16 protein-coding genes are annotated in these 19,639 nt (G+C 39.6%); 7 read left to right on the forward strand and 9 right to left on the reverse strand.

Annotated features, from left to right (window positions below):
• Positions 1–62: 62 nt before the first annotated feature.
• The 5 genes from B3600_RS17510 to B3600_RS17530 all read right to left on the reverse strand — a co-directional run bounded on the left by B3600_RS17510 (position 63) and on the right by B3600_RS17530 (position 5,014).
• Positions 63–1,226 (reverse strand): efflux RND transporter periplasmic adaptor subunit, encoded by a 1,164-nt coding sequence (locus B3600_RS17510; protein ID WP_236586034.1) that lies wholly within the window; start codon positions 1,224–1,226, stop codon positions 63–65.
• Between the two features lie 245 nt (positions 1,227–1,471).
• A complete protein-coding gene (locus tag B3600_RS17515; protein WP_286753802.1) occupies positions 1,472–2,305 on the reverse strand; it encodes an AMP nucleosidase in 834 nt (277 codons plus the stop codon).
• A 124-nt stretch (positions 2,306–2,429) separates the two neighbouring features.
• Positions 2,430–3,680, reverse strand: coding sequence for an ATP-dependent Clp protease ATP-binding subunit ClpX (clpX, locus tag B3600_RS17520; protein WP_286753803.1), 1,251 nt, complete (start codon positions 3,678–3,680; stop codon positions 2,430–2,432).
• 2 nt (positions 3,681–3,682) lie between these two features.
• On the reverse strand, positions 3,683–4,384 hold the full coding sequence (gene clpP / locus B3600_RS17525) for an ATP-dependent Clp endopeptidase proteolytic subunit ClpP (protein WP_046674530.1): 702 nt from the start codon (positions 4,382–4,384) through the stop codon (positions 3,683–3,685).
• A gap of 168 nt (positions 4,385–4,552) precedes the next feature.
• Complete coding sequence (locus B3600_RS17530; protein WP_070565516.1) at positions 4,553–5,014, reverse strand: type I restriction enzyme HsdR N-terminal domain-containing protein; 462 nt, start codon at positions 5,012–5,014, stop codon at positions 4,553–4,555.
• Positions 5,015–5,513: 499 nt separating this feature from the next.
• Between B3600_RS17530 and holA the strand changes: the two genes are divergently transcribed.
• The 6 genes from holA (at position 5,514) to B3600_RS17560 (ending at position 12,951) form a co-directional block, all read left to right on the forward strand.
• Positions 5,514–6,521, forward strand: coding sequence for a DNA polymerase III subunit delta (gene holA, locus B3600_RS17535; RefSeq protein WP_286753804.1), 1,008 nt, complete (start codon positions 5,514–5,516; stop codon positions 6,519–6,521).
• A 241-nt stretch (positions 6,522–6,762) separates the two neighbouring features.
• Complete coding sequence (locus tag B3600_RS17540) at positions 6,763–7,380, forward strand: TetR/AcrR family transcriptional regulator (protein ID WP_070565512.1); 618 nt, start codon at positions 6,763–6,765, stop codon at positions 7,378–7,380.
• Positions 7,370–8,680 carry a TolC family protein gene (locus B3600_RS17545; protein WP_286753805.1) on the forward strand — a complete coding sequence of 437 codons (1,311 nt, stop codon included), beginning with the start codon at positions 7,370–7,372 and terminating at the stop codon, positions 8,678–8,680. The genes B3600_RS17540 and B3600_RS17545 overlap by 11 nt, the downstream gene beginning before the upstream one ends.
• A gap of 14 nt (positions 8,681–8,694) precedes the next feature.
• The gene (locus B3600_RS17550) at positions 8,695–9,798 is read left to right on the forward strand and encodes an HlyD family secretion protein (RefSeq protein WP_070565508.1); all 1,104 of its coding nucleotides are present in this window, start codon (positions 8,695–8,697) and stop codon (positions 9,796–9,798) included.
• Positions 9,799–9,800: 2 nt separating this feature from the next.
• Positions 9,801–11,384, forward strand: coding sequence for an MDR family MFS transporter (locus tag B3600_RS17555; RefSeq protein ID WP_070565506.1), 1,584 nt, complete (start codon positions 9,801–9,803; stop codon positions 11,382–11,384).
• 337 nt (positions 11,385–11,721) lie between these two features.
• Entirely contained in the window at positions 11,722–12,951 is a 1,230-nt protein-coding gene (locus tag B3600_RS17560) for a sterol desaturase family protein (RefSeq protein ID WP_286753806.1), read from the forward strand.
• A 237-nt stretch (positions 12,952–13,188) separates the two neighbouring features.
• Here the strand turns inward: B3600_RS17560 and B3600_RS17565 are convergent, their stop codons facing one another.
• From B3600_RS17565 to B3600_RS17575, 3 genes are read right to left on the reverse strand one after another with little or no spacing between them, the layout of a single operon-like run.
• Positions 13,189–14,280, reverse strand: a complete 1,092-nt coding sequence (locus B3600_RS17565; RefSeq protein ID WP_236560225.1) for a glycosyltransferase family 4 protein — start codon at positions 14,278–14,280, stop codon at positions 13,189–13,191.
• 49 nt (positions 14,281–14,329) lie between these two features.
• The gene (locus B3600_RS17570) at positions 14,330–15,331 is read right to left on the reverse strand and encodes a lysylphosphatidylglycerol synthase transmembrane domain-containing protein (protein WP_286753807.1); all 1,002 of its coding nucleotides are present in this window, start codon (positions 15,329–15,331) and stop codon (positions 14,330–14,332) included.
• Positions 15,319–16,494, reverse strand: coding sequence for a glycosyltransferase family 4 protein (locus B3600_RS17575; protein WP_286753808.1), 1,176 nt, complete (start codon positions 16,492–16,494; stop codon positions 15,319–15,321). Before B3600_RS17575 ends, B3600_RS17570 begins: the two co-directional genes overlap by 13 nt.
• A 146-nt stretch (positions 16,495–16,640) precedes the next feature.
• Here B3600_RS17575 and B3600_RS17580 point away from each other — a divergent pair, with 146 nt between their 5' ends.
• On the forward strand, positions 16,641–17,684 hold the full coding sequence (locus B3600_RS17580) for an endonuclease/exonuclease/phosphatase family protein (RefSeq protein WP_115045734.1): 1,044 nt from the start codon (positions 16,641–16,643) through the stop codon (positions 17,682–17,684).
• Between the two features lie 134 nt (positions 17,685–17,818).
• Here the strand turns inward: B3600_RS17580 and B3600_RS17585 are convergent, their stop codons facing one another.
• Complete coding sequence (locus B3600_RS17585; RefSeq protein ID WP_070565495.1) at positions 17,819–19,444, reverse strand: ABC-F family ATP-binding cassette domain-containing protein; 1,626 nt, start codon at positions 19,442–19,444, stop codon at positions 17,819–17,821.
• Positions 19,445–19,639 lie beyond the last annotated feature (195 nt).

Here is a 19,639-nt window from a genome sequence, read left to right on the forward strand (position 1 = left end):
AACACGCTACTTTTGGTGCACAGTATGCCTGGCACCAGGTAGTATGCAAAAATGATCGATAATTATTTCTGTAAAATCGGGGTCACTGGTGAACCGTCGGTTAATTTGTCAAATCCGCTGGTAATAACGCGATCGTTTTCCTTGAGGCCTGTATAGACGATATAATTGTTTTTACTTTTGCCCATCAGTTGGATATTTCGTTTTTGCGCCTTATTGTTTTGGTCCAGTATATAGACAAAGGTTTTATCCTGCAATTCATTGACGGCTATCTGCGGAATTTGAAGAACGTCTTTTTTTACTTCGGCAATCTTAAGGGTGCCGCTACTTCCGGATCGAAGTATGTTGTCGTGGTTTTGGAAGGTGGCGCGCAAAGAGATTGCTCCCGTAGTTCGGTTAATCTGGCCATTGACGGCGTCGACAATACCTTTTTTTGAATATTCCTCACCATCTGCGAGGACTAAAGTAACTTCTGGAAATACGAGCTTTTGATTCTGGTTGTATTTTTTCCCTTCCAAGCTATCTTTTTTTGCCTGTGCTTTGGAAAAATAAAGAAAGTCAGATTCATTCATGGAGAAATATACATACACTTCCTGGATGTCTGAAAGATAGGTAAGGGGTTCTTTATCGCCTTTTGATACCAAATTTCCAATACGCTTTGGAATGCGGCCAATGTAACCACTTACCGGAGCGGTGATCACTGTAAAATCTTTGCTGATCTGCGCTGAACGTACGGCTGCGATGGCCTGGTCCAACGTTGCCTTGGCTACTTGATAATCTGATTTTGCCGACGCCAGTCTGACATCGGAGATAACGTCGTTTTGAACCAACGGTTTCAACCGGTCGACTTCGAGCTGTGCATTTTTAAGTTTGGCTTTGGCGACTTGCTCCGTAGCAACCATGTTATTGAGATTTTCTTGATAAGTAGAGGGGTCTACCTTGAACAGTTTCTGGCCTTTTTGAACAAATGAGCCTTCATCGATATAAATTTCCTGAAGCAGCCCTTCGACCTGTGGGCGGACCTCCACGTTAACTTTACCTTCTATGGTTCCCAAATAATCCTTGATGGTGGTGGCGTCAGATTTAGTGACGGTATAGACTGGCAAGGCTACGTTTTTTTCTTTGGTTTTATTTTCTTTTGAAGAACTTGAAGAACAACTTACCTGTGTGGCTAAGGCTGAACAAATCAAAAAGGTTACGTTAAAAATAGATAATGTTTTTTTCTTCACAATGCTTGATTAATTTTTACGATATATGTGTTGAGTAATATGAATATTACAATATAAACGACAAATCGTTTAATTATTGTGAAGATTAACATTTGTTAACACCTCAAATTTTAGTTAATAAGCGTTCAATTATTAATCAAAAATAATAGTTAATAGTTTTAAGAGTTTGATAGTTATGGTTTTATGGGGAGGGATACATCATATTTTCCTAGAAAGGGAAAATATGATGTTGGCTGAAATACAGCTTAAAATTTAAGGTGCTTCACGGTCAATCCATTATTGATAAGCTGTTTTAAAGCATCAATACCTATGCTGATATGTGCTTCTACATATTTTGTTGTAACTGTTACATCACTGACAGACGTTTTGACTCCTTCGGGTACCATTGGTTGATCCGAAACCAGCAACAGAGCACCTGTTGGAATCTTATTGGCAAATCCGACACTGAATATCGTTGCGGTTTCCATATCCACGCACATGGCACGGATTGATTTTAAATATTTTTTGAAGGCTTTATCATGTTCCCAAACTCGTCTATTGGTGGTGTATACCGTTCCTGTCCAGTAGTCACGTTGGTGATCCCGGATTGTCGTGGATATGGCCTTTTGCATGGCGAAGGCGGGTAATGAAGGTACTTCGGGTGGAAAGTAGTCATTGGAAGTTCCCTCACCGCGGATAGCGGCTATTGGAAGAATCAATTCGCCTACAGGAATTTTTTTCTTGATTCCACCGGTTTTACCCAAAAATAGCACTGCTTTTGGTGCAATTGCTGATAATAAATCCATAATGGTTGCGGCCATTGGACTTCCCATCCCGAAATTGATAATGGTGATGCCTCCGGCAGTGACGGATTGCATCGGTTTATCTTCTCCATAAATAGGCGCATTATCATGCATTTCAGAAAATAGGTGTATATATTTCGAAAAGTTCGTTAAAAGGATATATTCCCCGAACTCTTCCAAAGGTCTTCCGGTATAACGGGGAAGCCAGTTGTTCACGATTTCTTCTTTGGTTTTTAAACCTGGTGTGATCGGACTATTTACGGTATTCTTTGCACTTTTCTTTGTTGTCATAGTCATTAAATTTAATTTCTTGAATCTCTTATCTTCCTGTCAACATTCCGTTATGGCTATGTTATTATTGTAATATAAGATTTTTAATTCTTTTCTAAAAAAAAAATCCCGTTCAGCGAACGGGATTTTTTTAAGCAACTTTAAGCTTTTTTAAATCAGACTTTTCGAATTTCTTCTTCGCATAGTCTAGCGTGATTTCCAATGCTTTCTGTCCCGTCTGCTCTTTCGTTGACGGAATTTCAAACATGGCATCCAGCATAATGGCTTCGCATATACTGCGTAGGCCTCTGGCGCCAAGTTTAAATTCGTCAGCTTTATCAACAATAAACGTATAAACGTCAGGATCAAATTTTAGCTCAATACCTTCGTATTCAAACAGCTTTTTATATTGTTTTACCAAAGCATTCTTTGGCTCAGTCAGAATACTCAGCAAGGTTTCCTTATCCAGCGGGTTTAAGTAAGTTAATACAGGAAGACGACCAATCAGCTCTGGAATTAATCCAAAGTTCTTTAAGTCTTGCGGTGTAATATACTTGTACAAATTGTTCAAGTCAATTTCCTCTTCGTCCTCGTTCATTTTATAACCTACTGTCTGGGTACGCAGACGGTTTGCTATTTTCTTTTGAATACCGTCGAATGCCCCACCACAGATGAATAGGATATTGCTTGTATTAACCGCGATCATTTTTTGATCAGGGTGTTTACGGCCGCCTTGCGGTGGAACGTTGACAACTGTACCTTCGAGAATCTTCAGTAAAGCTTGCTGCACACCTTCACCCGATACATCTCTCGTAATAGAAGGATTGTCGCTTTTACGTGCGATTTTATCAATCTCATCGATGTAGATGATACCACGCTCAGCGGAAGCCACATCGTAATCTGCCGCTTGCAGTAAACGCGTCAATATACTTTCGACGTCTTCCCCTACATAACCTGCTTCGGTCAATACTGTAGCATCCACAATACAGAAAGGTACATTAAGTATCTTGGCGACAGTTTTTGCCAGCAAGGTCTTACCAGTGCCTGTTTCCCCCACGATAATCAAATTGGATTTTTCGATTTCGATCTCGTCTTTATCCACTTTCTGATTTAAACGTTTATAGTGATTATAAACGGCTACTGAAATTACTTTTTTGGCATCATCCTGACCGATGACATATTGGTCCAAGTGGTTTTTAATCTCCAAAGGACGGATCAACTTTAAAGCTGTCTGTAAAGTTTTACTTTTTCGTTGTTTTAATTCTTCTGCCAAGATTTCGCCTGCCTGCTGGATACAACGGTCACAGATGTGTGCACCGTTGCCAGCAATAAGCATCTGGGCTTCATTTTTGCTTATGCCACAAAACGAACAATGAATGTCTCTATCGTTATTCTTTGCCATTGTTATTTAATAATCTCCTTCTTTGGAAGTAAAATCTCGTCAATCATACCAAATTCTTTGGCCTCATTAGCCCGCATCCAGTAATCGCGATCGGAAGATTTTTCTACCCATTCGTAAGTTTGTCCAGAATGATCTGAAATAATGGTGTATAATTCTTCTTTTAATTTCATCATCTCACGTAAGTTGATTTCCATATCGGCTGCAACTCCTTGAGCGCCACCGGAAGGTTGGTGAATCATGACGCGTGAGTGGCGTAAGGCTGCACGTTTGCCTTTTGCACCAGCAACTAAAAGAACAGCGCCCATAGATGCTGCAATACCGGTACAGATGGTTGCTACATCTGGCGTAATATATTGCATGGTGTCGTAAATTCCTAGTCCAGCGTATACGCTTCCACCTGGTGAATTGATGTAGATCTGGATATCACGTTGTGCATCGGTAGACTGTAAGAACAAGAGCTGTGCCTGAATAATATTGGCAACCTGATCGTCAATACCGCTTCCTAAAAATATGATACGGTCCATCATCAAACGTGAGAATACATCCATTTGTGCAACGTTCAGTTGACGTTCTTCAACGATGTAAGGCGTAAGGTTTGTCGGAATGCTAGTCTCTGTACGCGCAATGAAGCTATCAACATGTTGACTTCCAATACGGTGATGCTTTACTGCATATTTTCTGAATTCGTTTTTATCTATATTCATCTTTTTATTTTTTCTATTCTGTAGGACTAATATAAAACTATATTTTAAAAATCAAATAAATTGAAAAGATGTTTTACATCTACTTTACATTTTTTCGGTGCTCCCCGTTCAAGACCTAAGGGAGACTGAATCTCCGGATTAATTTTTATCTATTTCATGCATAGCTCCTTAGTCAATTTCGTTGTAGTTGGGGAGGTCTTCCAAAAATTCGTAAGACTTTTTGATAAAATCAATTTTACAATAATAATGATTCATACCGTTGCTTACTAGCAGGTATGGTATACGGTGAACTGTATTATAATTTGCAATTTGCTCAAATACTTGTTGTGTAATTTTTATATGAGGTGCCTTAAATTCGGCTAAGACCACCTTATGCCCGCTGCTGTTATAAATTAACAAATCACTTCGTTTCTGCAGGTTATTTAATTTCAAACCGCCTTCGATGTGCATCAGTGCCTTGGGATAATTTTTCATGAGCGACAAATAGTTGATCCAATGCTGCCTAACCCATTCTTCCGGTGTTAATACCAGATCCTTTTTTCTGAGCTCATCAAATATATAAATCGCATTGTTCTTTTTAGATATTTTAGCTTGATACGGCGGTAAGTTCAGTGGAGTCGGTGAAAACATACACAAATATACTAAAATTTTAGCAAAAAAAATACATTCATCAGGCATGAAATATGGTGTTTTTTTGCTGACGAAGATGATTTTTTGTAAAAAACCTCAGGTCTGCTTTTGTGGCCGTATTGCTTGACCAGAATTGTGGAAGTTGTGGTGCTAAATGTTCATGGCTTTAAACCAATAGCTTAAAGTGATGGTCGTACATGAATCAATTATAAAAGCGTTAATTCGGCGAGGTTACTCGCTTAAATTGCCATTAAAATCGTAATTTTGCTTCCTATAAAATGTCCATAGTCGAACTAGATACACCATGTGAAGATGCAATAACATGGGACATTTTAGACTGTAGCAGATTGTTTGGATGCGGGAAAGTAATGGGGCAACCGATCTGCAGTGAAAAAATAAATAAATAGACCGGGTACTCCATAGCAACTTTAGACAAGTTGCCGCGTGTAAAGAGCTTAATTGGGCCCAGGGAAAATAAATACTATCGATAGTTTTAAATATGAACATCAATCCGATCTTATCCGATATTAAGAACAGGTCTTTTAAACCAGTGTATTTATTGCAAGGGGAGGAGAGTTATTTCATTGATACCATTGCTGACGCCTTGGAAGCGACGGTGTTGAACGAAGCACAAAAGGGCTTTGATCAATCGATTTTCTATGGAAAAGATATTGATATATCTACCATTGTCAATGCAGCAAAACGGTATCCCATGTTGAGTGATTATCAGGTGATTATTATTAAGGAAGCGCAGGAGCTGAAATGGAAATCGGATACGGAAGAACTGTTAACTAAATACCTGGAGCATCTTACACCGACAACCATTCTTGTGTTTTGTTTTAAACATGGGAAATTTGACAAACGCAAAAAGGTTTATAAAGTCTTTGAAAAAAAGGGACTAGTTGTTGATGCGGCCAAACTATACGACGATAAGGTTGGCCCCTGGATTGGGACGTATGTGAAAGATGCGGGCTGGCGCATTCATCCGCAAGCTGCGTTGATGATTGCGGATTATCTCGGTAATGACCTGTCCAAGGTGTCCAATGAACTTGACAAACTGATGCTTAATGTTCCGAAGAGCCAAGAGATAAGCATGGAAGATGTTGAACGGAATATAGGTATTTCCAAAGATTATAATGTTTTTGAATTAAATACTGCTTTGGCTAAACGTAATGCCCTAAAAGCATATCAGATCGTCGATTATTTTGTCGCCAATCCCAAAAATAATCCACTGGTGATGGTTATTGGACAAATTGCCACCTACTTCACGAAGATTCTCAAATACCATTATCTGATAGACAAATCCGTCGCGGCAAAAGAACTGGGGGTACATCCTTTCTTTCTAAAAGAATACGAGCTTGCTGCACGGAATTACAATAGACGGAAAACTTTCGATGTGCTTAATGTGTTGAAGGAGACCGACTTGAAATCCAAAGGTGTCAATGTGCCGAGCAATTTCAATAGTGAAGAGATTTTAAAAGAAATGATCTACCGGATACTTAACTAATCTCATCCAATATAGCGAAGCAAGCTCGATCCAACATTGGCGAAATACATTTCATCCGATATTGCGAAAATGCCAGCTACATATAGCGAACACCAGAAATGGTGTTTTTTTTTACACAAATTTAATAATTAAACACTTGTTTAAATTAAACGTTTGTTTAACTTTGTCGCGCATTTAGCGAGAACGTCTTTTATTATCGCTATGAATATGCGATGGTATCTTTAAAAGATCGAGGTTTAAAATGGAATTTAACGAGAAACAGATTGATATTTTACTTGCAGCTGAGCGTCTTTTTGCAACAAAAGGGTTTGATGGGACTTCCGTGCGTGATATTGCCAACGAAGCGAATGTAAATGTTGCAATGATCAACTATTATTTTGGATCAAAGGACAAGTTGCTGGATACGTTTTTTGAGTGGCGTGTTCCTGATTTTATGATCAATGTGGATGAGTTGGCGCTTATTGACAATGCGCTGGACAAAATAGACGCGATGGTAGATCGATCAATTAAATCGATGAATTCGCATCGTAAGCTGTATCATATTATTACCATTGAAAGTTCACTAAAACAGCGGATGCTGATCTCTGAAGCATTCAGGAAGCTCAAATTGCATAACCTGGAGGTTATTTCTTCCGTGATCAATGAAGGTGTAGAACAGGGGGTGTTCAAAGGTGGATATGATCCAATTTTAATCCATTCGATGATGATGGGAACTTTTATGAATTTCCAAATGAATCATTGCTTTTTGCAAGATCAGTTGCATATCGATAACGATGAAGAATATGCAAATTATATAGAAACAACTTTAACAGAATTTATACAGACAACAATTAAAGCTTTATTGACATATGAAAAATAAGTTGGCCAATTTGAGTGCTTTATTGCTTTTAAGTCCCATGGGTTTGTTGGCACAGGACAACAAGCACATGACTTTGGAAGAAATAATTCACTTGGCCGCAAATCAAAGCGTGGGAGCGAAGTCTGCCGACACCAAGATATTGGGTAGGCAGCTCGAGGTGGAAACGGCCAAATCGAAACAACTTCCTGATGCAAAATTGAGTGGACAATACATGGCTATGACCACACCAAATGTGAATTTAAAGTTGGCTTTAGGTGAGGGGGGATCTGCTCCAGATATCGCTGCAAACCAATTGTGGTTGGGTCAGGCTTCGGTGAGTATACCAATCTATACCGGTGGCAGAATTAAGGGCGGCATTGATATTGCAAAGGATGTATTGAAAGCCGAGGAATACAATGCTGTAGCGAGCAAAGAACAATTGGCTATACGTGCAGTAAATCTTTATTTGAGTCTTTATAAGGCTCAGCAAACCAATTTGTTGATTGCTGAAAATATCAAGCAGTCGGAGCAACGTGTTTCGGATTTTAAAGCGATGTTGGATAATGGTTTGATCGCACGTAATGACTTATTAAAAGCAGAACTGCAGCTTTCAAACTATCAGGTTTCGCTTCAGGAAGCACAGAAAAATATCAAGGTGCTGAATTATCAATTGGCTAATTTCTTGAAAATTGATGAAGATACCCAACTGGATCAGATCAATTTGGGCGAAGTCACAGGTGTGGATTTGGGCTTAAAAGCATCATATGATGCAGCAAAAACCTCGCGCTCAGATCTAAAATCGATGGAATCGCAACGTTTGGTTGCTGAAGATCAGTTGAAAGTAACAAAAGCGGCTGCCATGCCAACTGTTGCTGCAACAGCTGGATACAATGCTTTTGGTCTTCAAAAGGTGGTTACCGTGACGAATGCTGCCATGGTTGGCATCGGCGTTTCTTACGATATCGGTTCGCTTTACAAAAATAAAAGAGAAGTGAATGTGGCAAAAAACCGTATCAAGGAAATTGATGAGCATATTGAATTATTAAATGACAAGGTAAAAGTGCAGGTTCAACAGGCCAATGAAAACTATATGCTGGCACAAAAGCAGGATGTGGTCTATCATCAGGCGGTGGATCAGGCTGTTGAAAATTATCGGATCACCAAAGATAAGTACGATAATGGTATCGCCGATACCGACGACTTGTTGACCGCAGACGTACAGCAGCTGCAAAGCAAGATCAATCTGGCAATCAGCAAAGCAAACACCATTGAAAAATATTACGACCTGCTGTTAGCAAATGGGTCTTTAAACATTAAATAGCAATTAATCTAGACATGGAAAATACAGTAGAAAACGCACCTGAAAAAAAAGGTACAAATAAAAAATTTACAATTGTTTTGGCTGCATTGGTCATCTTCGGAGGGGCTTATGGGGCGTATAAATATATGCATGGCCAGGCGCATGAGACTACAGACGATGCACAGGTGGAGAAAAACATGAGCCCGATCATTCCACGGGTGGGCGGTTTTATCGCTAAAGTCTATGTAAAGGACAATGATTTGGTTAAAAAAGGGGATACGTTATTTACCATTGAGAGTCAAGACTATCAGGTTCGTGTGGACGAGGCATTAGCAGCCTTGGCAGCAGCTCAAAGTAGCTTTGATGTTTCAAAGGCAGATGTATCTGCGTCTTCGGCTAATGTGGCGATCTCAGATGCAACGATCCAATCTAATTTAGGCAGCATCGATGCGGCACGTATTCGTGCTAAGCAAGCGAACAATGATTATATCCGCTACCAAAACTTATACAATAACCAGTCCATTACGAAACAGCAGTACGAGCAGGCATTGACTGCGAAATTGGAAGCCGACAAGCAGGTTGAAATTTTGCAACAGCAACGCAATGCCAGTGCGTCGCAACGTAATGCAATCGTCAGTAAGACTACAGTGGCTTCAAAACAAACTTCTGTTGCTGAGGCGAATATAAAAAGAGCGAATGCACAGCTTGAGGCGGCTAAATTGAACCTTTCTTATACCGCGGTACTGGCTTCTGTGGATGGTCAGGTATCCAACATTAAGGTTCAGCCTGGACAAATGGTCAATCCAGGTCAATCTTTATTCTACATTGTCGATAATATTGAAACTTGGGTAGTAGCCAACTTTAAAGAGACGCAATTGGAAAAAATGAAGCCTGGTCAAAAGGTGGGGATCAAAGTGGATGCTTATCCTAATATCGAATTTGAAGGTGAAGTAAATTCTTTCTCACCGGCGACAGGATCGCGTTTTTCTTTATTGCCGCCAGATAATGCGACTGGTAACTTTGTGAAGACTGTTCAGCGTTTACCTGTAAAAATCAAATTGACAAAAGACAATAAAGCAGAAAATGTGGCTTTGCTCAGACCGGGCATGAATGCTGACGTAGATGTGCATGTTCAATAACTATGGAAAATTTAAATCAACAAGATAGTCTGGTTGAATATGGTTTTCGACGTGTTGTAATCACGATTACAGCGGTGCTTTGTGCGCTGTTGGAAATCGTGGATACAACCATCGTCAACGTGGCTCTGAACGACATGAAAGGTTCGTTGGGGGCGACCTTGACAGATGTGGCATGGGTTATTACGGCTTACGCAATCGCCAACGTAATTGTGATTCCGATGACCAGCTGGTTGTCCCAACAATTTGGACGGAGAAATTACTTTGCTGCGTCTATTATCATATTCACAGTATCTTCATTTTTATGTGGTAACGCGACCAATATTTGGGAGCTTGTTGCATTTCGTTTTATACAAGGGATGGGCGGGGGAGCGTTGTTGGTAACAGCGCAGACCATTATTACAGAGAGTTATCCGAAAGAAAAACGTAGTATGGCTCAGGCTATCTATGGTATGGGGGTAATTATTGGTCCAACGCTAGGCCCACCGTTAGGTGGATATATTATCGATAATTTCTCCTGGCCATATATATTCTATATCAATGTGCCGTTAGGGATTATTGCGACCTTGTTGACCTTATCTTTTGTGCGCAGTCCTAAATATAGCCAAAAGCAATCTGCAAAGGAAGTGGATTGGTTTGGTATGATCTTTTTGATCATGTTTATTGGTTCCCTTCAGTTTGTATTGGAACATGGACAACAGGATGATTGGTTTGACGATCCCTTGATTTTAGGCTTATCAATCTTGTCTGTTTTCGGACTATTATTCTTTATATGGCGGGAATTGGTCTATGATAAACCGATTGTTAACTTGCGGGTATTGAAGGATAAGAATTTGCAGGTTGGTGTAGTGATGAGTTTTATTCTTGGTTTCGGCTTGTTTGGATCGACTTTTATTATTCCAATCTATACACAGTCGATATTGGGATGGACGGCCACAGACGCAGGTTTGTTATTGTTGCCAAGTTCAATCATGACCGGTATCATGATGCCTTTTATTGGGAAGATGATCCAAAATGGTGTTCCCCAAAAATATATGGTTGCCGTAGGACTAAGTATCTTTTTTGGCTTCTGTTTTTGGATGTACAGTCTCATGACCAATGATACGGGAGCAGAGCACATGTTTTGGCCCCTAATTCTCCGTGGAGTTGGCTTAGGATTGTTGTTCGTACCTGTCATGACACTCTCCCTATCGACATTACATGGTAAGTCAATCGGTGAAGGAGCTGCCTTTACAGGGATGATGCGCCAGCTGGGTGGTTCGTTTGGTATAGCCTTAATTACGACATTTATTGCCCGTGATAGCCAAAAACATCGCGTCGATCTGGTGGCTAATTTAGATCCAAGCAAGTTTGATGTGCAACAACGGGTACAGCAATTGCAAATGAGCTTTCAGGCGAAAGGTTTTTCGCCCAATGAAGCTTTGGCCAAAGCACACCAGATACTCGATATGAGCGTGATGAAACAGGCTACTGTATTATCCTACATGGATGTGTTTTTATATCTGGGTGTGGTATTTTTGCTGTGTGTCCCCTTTGTTTTGATGATCAAACAAGGAAAGACGCAGATCGATATGTCCAGTGTGCATTAGCATTTAAATAGTCCGGTAAGCTGGTATCACGGTGACTTGTCAGTAAAGTACTGGTTATCGTTCAGTCAGAAGTCCTCAAAAAGTGTTTAGCTTTTTGAGGATTTTTTTGTGCATTTTCTTTTGCGATAGAAAAGTCCTTAAGGTTGGCGTTTGGTCTTGTCTAAACAGGAGCAAGCATACCTTTGATCAATTGAAAAACCATAAATTGAAAAACCTGATTTAAAATTGATTGTTTAATAATAAAGAGTTTGAAAGAATTTATCTTTTGGCATCAGAAAAGACGAATCTTATCAAATAGCGATTCAGGTAGATTGTTTGTCTTTAAAATAGCAAATGGATGTATACGGAAAAACTTAATTTTTTGGCATTTATCATTCCCTTATTTTTAATTCTGATGGTGTTGGAATATGGGTATAGCCTCAAAAAACAGAAACGTTTTTATTCTTTTGATGAATCGATCTCAAATCTTAATGTTGGTATCGTTGAGCGTATGTGTGATATGTTTTCCGTTAGTTTATTTTACTTTTTTTTCGTTTGGGTGTATCAAAATTTTGCGATATTTCACATTGAAGCTAATGTTTGGACCTGGGTTGTACTTTTCCTATTTACAGATTTTCTCTGGTATTGGTATCATCGCTATAGCCATGAAATAAACCTATTGTGGGCTGCGCACGTTGTACATCACCAAAGTGAAGATTATAACTTTACGGTGGCGGCCCGGATCACCATATTTCAAGCCGTTTTCCGTTCGCTATTTTGGGCTTTTATCCCCCTTTTGGGTTTCCCGCCCTTTATGATGACCGCTATTCTGTTGATTCATGGCGTATATCCATTTTTCTCCCATACGCAGACTGTTGGAAATTTGGGTATTTTGGAGCGGCTATTTGTAACGCCTTCCCATCATCGGGTGCATCATAGCAGCAACGAAATCTATCTGGATAAGAATTATGGGGATATCCTGATTATTTGGGATAAGCTGTTTGGAACATTTATATCGGAACAAAAGGAGGAGCCTTGTGTCTATGGGCTCACAAAGCCCATTCACCGCTATACTTTTCTATGGCAGCATTTTCATTATTTATTTGAAATTGGTTTGTCATTTAAGCGAGCGAAAGGATTTAGGAACAAAATGCGGACTATATTCGGTAAGCCTGACGATATACTGCCTGAAATTCGCGAAGAACTGGAAGAGCGCATATTTGCCGGAGCTAAGCCGCAAGTTCATGCGCAGGCGTTAAGCCGCTATATCTTTTTTCAGTCCATGTTGACGATGACACTTCTTTTTTTCTTTCTGCTTTATGGTAATTATCAGCAACTGATACAACTCGTTATTGGCGGGGGATTTATTCTTTGTAGTGTTATTTGTATTGGAGGACTTCTAGAACATGAAGACTGGGTTTTTCCACTTGAGATGCTGCGGTTATTCTTATTACTACTGTATATTGGTCTAACTTTTTATTCACCATTGGGACTTGTTTTGGTAGGATGTTTCGCTTTGATTCAATTGATTTTTTATCGACCGTTAGCAGTTCGCTATAAAAAAGTTTTGCGTCTTGAAAGACGTTGAATTTATCCATATGAGTTCTTGTCGTTGGAAGTAAGCATCTATTGTTTCATATTTCATCATTTAATTGATCTTTTATCTGTATAGCAAGCAAGCAAGCAAGCAAGCAAGCAAGCAAGCAAGCAAGCAAGCAAGCAAGCAAGCAAGCAAGCAAGCAAGTAAGTTCTATAAACAATGCCTTTTGAAGAGCTTTCCGCGTGGATGACAGAAGCAGTCAACTTGATGCGGTATTACGTTCAATTATTTATCTGCTGCTGTAATTAAGTCTGCAAATGATTGGCAATAGGATCTGGCCATAATATCCCAGCTATATTGTTTTAGGGTATTCTGTTTAAATTGTAGGCTTAGCTTTTTATAGTGGACTGGATCTTCTAAAATGGCTTGAAGTTGTTCGATCCATGCGTTTTGGTTTTCGCTTGGCAGGAGAAGCCCATTGTAATTGTGTGTAACGGCGCTTGTAATTCCTTCTAATTCGGCGGCAACAACAATTGTGCCTGCTGTGGAAGCTTCTAGGCAGACGAGCCCAAAGCCTTCCATATCACCGGCCATTTCAATATTGGGCATCAAAAAGGCCTGTGCGTTGGTCAGGAGGCTTTGCAGTTGTTCGAATGGAACTTTTCCAAGATGTTCAATTTTTTCGGGGTATGCTTTCAGTAATTTTCGGATGGCCCCTTGATCGGTGGGAAATCCGAGGAATAGGGTGATTAAATGATTTATCTTTTTTGGTGTAAGCTGCAATAGGCGTTCTTTCCATTGCGGTTTTTGATCGAATGGCCCCACCATTAGTAATTTGAAATCGCCCTGAATCGCGGGGATGACATGTTTCATCAACCACGAGAAGCCCTTCCGCTTAACAGGGCGTCCCAAAGTGATAAAATAGGGCCTGCTTTCGCAGGTTGGTTCATTGTTTTGAGTGGAGCAGTGTATCGGATCTACACCGTTGGGTATAACAATGATTTTGGATGGATCGATACCGCGTAACTGTGCGGCGTCGGCGGTGGCTTGGCTAACGGCAATAAGCTGATCAAAAGTGTTAAACCGCGGTATAATCTTACGTTGAAAATAACGAAGTGGAAAAACGATATCCAGACCGTGAAGCGTGACAGCACGTTTTAAATGGGTATATCCTTTGTGAAAAGAGGCGAAGGACGCAATTAATCCATCATTAAAGTGGATAAGCTTGATGCCGGGGTTATCGTTAATTTTGGCTAGAATGCGGCGATTCAGTAGGAAGAAGAAGGCTAAAAGAGGTTCCCTATTGTCATAGACTAAGGTGTGTACCTTCAAGTAAAGAGCCGCAGTATTGATCAGTTCAAAGCTTTGTTTTTCCATACCGCCAACACTTGGGGGATATTTGTGGCTGACAAAAAGTATTTCTATTTCAGAGGGGTACATGTACTGGTTTCTTTTTGATGCATAGATAAAATATAAAACCCAGTGCTACCCAGGTGAGCTGTCGGCCGCGACGTAATAATGAAGCACTGAGCCAAATACTACCTCCTGTAATACCGATCATATGGAGTAGGAGCTTATTGGCGATTTCTTCAATACCCAGTTGTCCTGGAATAAAAGCACCGATGCTTTTTAGCACAATGACGCTCATATCTACTATTAAACCATGTATTGGTTGTACTGAAACACCCAAAAATTTTAGAATATAATAGAATTCAAGGCTGCCAATAATCCAATGTAGTGCAAAAAGTAAGTAAGAATACCAAAAAACCTTATTTTGATGTTTATAAAAGTCTTTTACACTCAAAAGTAGTGACTGAACATGCGCTTGTGCTTTTCCAAAAGGTGTTGCTGTTGAAGCCTTGGTTTGTGAGGGACTTTTTGCAGCTATTAACCAGTAAAGTATCAAGATCATCAAAAGAAATAAGAACATACAGATCATATAAATTACTGGGCCTGCGTAGCGTATAATTTCATTTTTTAAAGGAGAAAATATCAACCAAATCATAGCAATCAAAAAGAGTGTCAATTGAGACAGTACGGCAGTAATACGGGATATTGCAACCGAATTCAATCCTTCTTTTAAAGGAATGTCATAACGGGTTATCAATTGTGCCTTTAATAAATCGCCACCGATAATGCTGGTGGGATTGAATAGTCCAACGGTTTCCCCGATTTGACGGACGGCAAAGAGTTCGAGCAGATTGACCTTCTTTTTTGCAGGGCCTAAACATATCCACCAAGCTAATGTACCTAAAAAATAGGCCGCGCAAGTTGTAAACAAAATAACGATGAAGCGATAACCAACAGAGGAGAGCTCTTTTTTCAACGCATTTAAATCGCTTTTCGCTAAAAAGATCGTGATGGACGCCAGAATCAAAAGTAAAAAAACACCTTTGATGAGTTGGCTTGGGTTTGTTAATTTGCCCATGCCAAATCGACTTCCTGTGTTTTGTCTATCAATAGTTCAATGTCATTAAAATAGCGTCCAGCTAGTCTATTCCAATCCAGTTGCCCAACATAGGATAGACCTTCAATGACGAGATTCCTTTTTAAGCTTGCGTCGGAGAGAATTTTTTTGAGGTAGTAAACATATCCAGCCGCATTTTCAGGTTGACACTTAAATCCATTTTTTCCGTGCTGAATCAAGGAGGCCGAGCCTCCGCCGTTGGCGATAACACAAGGAAGTCCGGATGCTAATGCTTCGACGACGACGTTTCCATACGTTTCTGAGACCGACGGAAAAACAAAGGCATCGGCCGAAGCATATAAAATTGCGAGCTCATCATGGCTTTTCTTTCCTAAGAAAATAGCTTTAGGCATCTCTTGCATCGCAATTATTTTGGCTGTTCCTTCACCGACAACAATGAAATTATAGTCGAGGTTTTGGGCATGTATCTGTTGATAGATTTCAATAAGCGTTTTAATATTTTTTTCCCAGACGATACGACTGACAAAAAGGATTGTTGGTTTGTCATTCTTTGTGATGGTCTGCAGTTGAGATAGATTCTTTTTTTGGGGGTTAAACAGAGCTGTGTCTATTCCTCTTTGCCACAGTTTTAATCCTTCTTGTTGTAAGCCGATCTGCTGTAATTCATTTAGAATGGATTTGGTCGGTACATAGACAATATCACATTTGTTGTAAAAGTTATTCATTGCTTTTTTCATCCATTGTTCAGTCGGTTTGACTAAGGGTAATATGTTTTTGAAATAATAGGCAATGTATGAAATGAAGTGTGTATGATAGATTGTAAGGACAGGAATACCTTTCCGTTTGGCATAATTCAATGCAAAAAAACCTAAAAGGGAAGGAGTTGCAATATGGATCATGTCGGGAGCAAATTTATCTAAAGCGAGCTCAAGTTTCTTTTTAATAAGCTGTGGAATAGCGAGACAATAATCGTCATTGACCGGTATTTTGAATGTGGGAACCTTGTAAGAATGGAAATTTCGAAATTGCGTAGGGCCGCCGCCATAAATAAAGAAATAGTTGAATTTCTGCTGGTCTATACGGTTTATCAGCTGAAACATTGTCCGTGATGCACCGTCAAAATCCTCGACGAGTATCTCTGTAAAGAAGGCTACCTTTCTCATGTTATTCTTATTAGGGGTTGTATAAAAATAGTTGAAAGCTGTAACCCCTATGCTATGCAGGTATTAACCTTTTGTCATTATAGTGTTTATAAATTATTAGTTTTTAATGATTTGTGCATGATTATTAAAAGTAGAATTAATTGAATATGATAATAGAGCTAATGTTGGTGGAGTACCTTTGGAGTGAACAAAATATTCAGTCCATGCTATTAGATCTATTGTTCGAAAAAAAAATTAGACCCAAGGGTTTTCGAAAGATTGTCATCTTATTTATTTGTGCGTCTGCCGGTGTTATGTTGGGTTTTAAGTTGAAGCCAAAACAACAGCCGAAGTTTAGTAATTCGGTGTATGCAGCTATGCCGGAGGCGACATACGGAAAGCTAAATTTGTTAACATACAATATAGCTGGCCTTCCTGAATTGATTTCCAGTGCTGTAACCGAGCGGTCTTCCAGTATTACGTCGATCGGCAATCGGATCAATGCGTTTGATATTGTCAATGTACAGGAGGACTTTAACTACAACAAGTTTCTTTACAGCGAAAATAAGCATAGCTACCGAACGGCAAATATGGGTGGAGTACCTTTTGGGGACGGGCTGAGTACACTTTCAAAATATCCGATCGTAGAGTTTGAGCGAATAAGCTGGACCGATTGCAATGGTGCAGATTGTCTGACGCCTAAAGGCTTTTCTTATGCTCGAATTCAATTGGCCAAGGCAGTATTTATTGATGTTTATAATGTACATGCTACAGCGCAGGATGATCAGAATGCAACGATTGCCCGGCAGAAGAATATAAATCAGCTAAAAGCCTATATCAAAAAGTATTCGGCTGGCAGACCACTTTTGATTATGGGTGACTTTAATGCACATTATGCTTACGAGCTGGATAACATCGGTTCTTTTCAGAAGGACTTAGGTTTGGTAGATGCATGGGTAAGTTTACGCAACAAAGGTGATATTCCTGCGCATCAAGCGAACTTTGAAGCGAAAACGGCGTTGGAGTTAACAGAGGATTGTGAAGGTATTGATAAAATCTACTATCGCAACGATCATCATTTGCTATTTGAGGCAAAGAATTATCAGGTTCAAAAAAAGCTTTTTCAAAACGAAAAGGGCCAAGATTTATCCGATCATTGTGCAGTGTCCTTACAATTAGGCTGGCGTATTGTCAAACCGTCGGTTCAGTAAAATAAAAACTTTCTCAATTCTTTCATATCAATCGCGATTAGCACTGAACCCCTCAGTGCTTTTTTAATGGACATCAAAAAAGCCCCATAAAATGAATTATGGAGCCTTTATTAAATTGGGATAAATTATCTTATTTATTTATACATTTCTTCACGTTGTGCTTTCACTACATCGCTATTAATGTATTCATCGTAAGTCATCAATTTGTCGATGATACCTTTCGGCGTCAATTCGATGATTCTATTGGCAACAGTTTCAGTCAATTCGTGGTCACGGGATGTGAACAACATGGATCCTTTAAAATCAGACATTCCATTGTTCAATGCAGTGATAGATTCCAAGTCCAAGTGATTGGTTGGTTCATCGAAGATCAGGAAGTTGGCACCTTGAAGCATCATACGGGAGAACATACAGCGCATTTTTTCTCCTCCCGAAAGCACAGATACTTTCTTCATAACCTCTTCACCGGAAAATAACATTTTCCCCAAAAATCCCCGTATAAACTGTTCATCTGCTTCTGGGTTAGTTGTATATTCTCTCAACCAATCAACCAAATTATCACTTTTTCCTTCAAAGAACGCGGCATTTTCAATCGGCATATCGGCAGGAGTGATGGTAACGCCCCATTTGAATTCGCCGCCGAAATCGGTGTCTCTACCAGTGATAATATCGTAAAATGCTGTGGTAACCAATGAATTTGGACCTAGAACAGCGATTTTATCGCCTTTATTAATCATAAACGTGATATCCTTAAAGAATACCTCGCCATTGACCGTTTTGCTTAATCCTTCAACTTGTAGCGTTTGATCTCCTGGTTCACGATTCATGGTATTGAACATGATGGCAGGATATTTACGGTTGGATGGTTTAATCTCGTCAATATTGATCTTATCCAAGGCTTTTTTACGAGACGTAGCCTGTTTGGATTTGGAAGCATTGGCAGAGAACCGACGGATAAATTCCTGGAGTTCTTTTACTTTATCTTCCATCTTCTTGTTTTGATCAGAACGTTGCTTTAACGCTAATTGAGAAGATTCGTACCAGAATGAGTAGTTACCAGTATAGATTGTCATCTTACCAAAATCAATATCCACTGTATGCGTACATACAGCATCCAAGAAGTGACGGTCGTGGGATACAACGAGGACGATTGCTTCGTAACTCGCTAAAAAATCCTCTAACCATGCAATGGTATTAATATCCAAATCATTGGTAGGCTCATCGAGAATCAAAATATCGGGTTTACCGAATAATGCTTGCGCTAAAAGTACGCGCACTTTTTGGTTACCGTCGATTTCAGAAACCAACTTATAATGTAGTTCTTCTTTAATACCCAAACTGCTCAATAAAGTTGCGGCATTTGATTCGGCATTCCATCCATCCATTTCAGCAAAAAGACTTTCCAATTCGCCGGCACGTTCGCCGTCGGCATCAGAGAAATCCTCTTTCATGTAAATGGCATCTTTCTCTTTCATGATTTTGTAAAGCTCTTGGTTACCCATCATGACAGTTTCAAGAACAGTAAACTCGTCGAAAGCATAGTGATCCTGACTTAAAACAGACATGCGTTCGCCTGGCGTGAATGCCACTGAACCTGTCGAAGGATCAACTTCCCCTGAGATAATTTTTAAGAAAGTAGATTTACCTGCTCCATTAGCGCCAATAATACCGTAACAGTTTCCAGGTGTGAATTTTAGATTGACATCTTCGAATAGTACACGTTTACCAAAACGAAGGGAGAGATTTGACACATTAATCATGCTGCAAAGATACGTTTTAATATTGTATTTTTAACTATTTACGGTGATCAGTTTCAGGAGAAATTGCGGAGAGTAATGTTGGGGAAATCAACTGTTTTTAGCTTCTTTTGAAAACCTGTATGGTCTGAAATTTCAAAGGATGAAGAGGATCTTGAAATGACGTGTGAAATCCGGCAATGTGTGCAAACAATGAAT

This window comes from Sphingobacterium sp. UBA2480 (assembly GCF_002341965.1).
Taxonomy (GTDB): domain Bacteria; phylum Bacteroidota; class Bacteroidia; order Sphingobacteriales; family Sphingobacteriaceae; genus Sphingobacterium; species Sphingobacterium multivorum.

Bases quoted from the DNA above. Each gene is read 5' to 3' on its own strand.
- B3600_RS17515 (WP_286753802.1), bottom strand. From the start codon at position 2,305: ATGACTATGACAACAAAGAAAAGTGCAAAGAATACCGTAAATAGTCCG.
- clpX (WP_286753803.1), bottom strand. From the start codon at position 3,680: ATGGCAAAGAATAACGATAGAGACATTCATTGTTCGTTTTGTGGCATA.
- clpP (WP_046674530.1), bottom strand. From the start codon at position 4,384: ATGAATATAGATAAAAACGAATTCAGAAAATATGCAGTAAAGCATCAC.
- B3600_RS17530 (WP_070565516.1), bottom strand. From the start codon at position 5,014: ATGTTTTCACCGACTCCACTGAACTTACCGCCGTATCAAGCTAAAATA.
- holA (WP_286753804.1), top strand. From the start codon at position 5,514: ATGAACATCAATCCGATCTTATCCGATATTAAGAACAGGTCTTTTAAA.
- B3600_RS17540 (WP_070565512.1), top strand. From the start codon at position 6,763: ATGGAATTTAACGAGAAACAGATTGATATTTTACTTGCAGCTGAGCGT.
- B3600_RS17545 (WP_286753805.1), top strand. From the start codon at position 7,370: ATGAAAAATAAGTTGGCCAATTTGAGTGCTTTATTGCTTTTAAGTCCC.
- B3600_RS17550 (WP_070565508.1), top strand. From the start codon at position 8,695: ATGGAAAATACAGTAGAAAACGCACCTGAAAAAAAAGGTACAAATAAA.
- B3600_RS17555 (WP_070565506.1), top strand. From the start codon at position 9,801: ATGGAAAATTTAAATCAACAAGATAGTCTGGTTGAATATGGTTTTCGA.
- B3600_RS17560 (WP_286753806.1), top strand. From the start codon at position 11,722: ATGTATACGGAAAAACTTAATTTTTTGGCATTTATCATTCCCTTATTT.
- B3600_RS17565 (WP_236560225.1), bottom strand. From the start codon at position 14,280: ATGGAAAAACAAAGCTTTGAACTGATCAATACTGCGGCTCTTTACTTG.
- B3600_RS17570 (WP_286753807.1), bottom strand. From the start codon at position 15,331: ATGGGCAAATTAACAAACCCAAGCCAACTCATCAAAGGTGTTTTTTTA.
- B3600_RS17575 (WP_286753808.1), bottom strand. From the start codon at position 16,494: ATGAGAAAGGTAGCCTTCTTTACAGAGATACTCGTCGAGGATTTTGAC.
- B3600_RS17580 (WP_115045734.1), top strand. From the start codon at position 16,641: ATGATAATAGAGCTAATGTTGGTGGAGTACCTTTGGAGTGAACAAAAT.
- B3600_RS17585 (WP_070565495.1), bottom strand. From the start codon at position 19,444: ATGATTAATGTGTCAAATCTCTCCCTTCGTTTTGGTAAACGTGTACTA.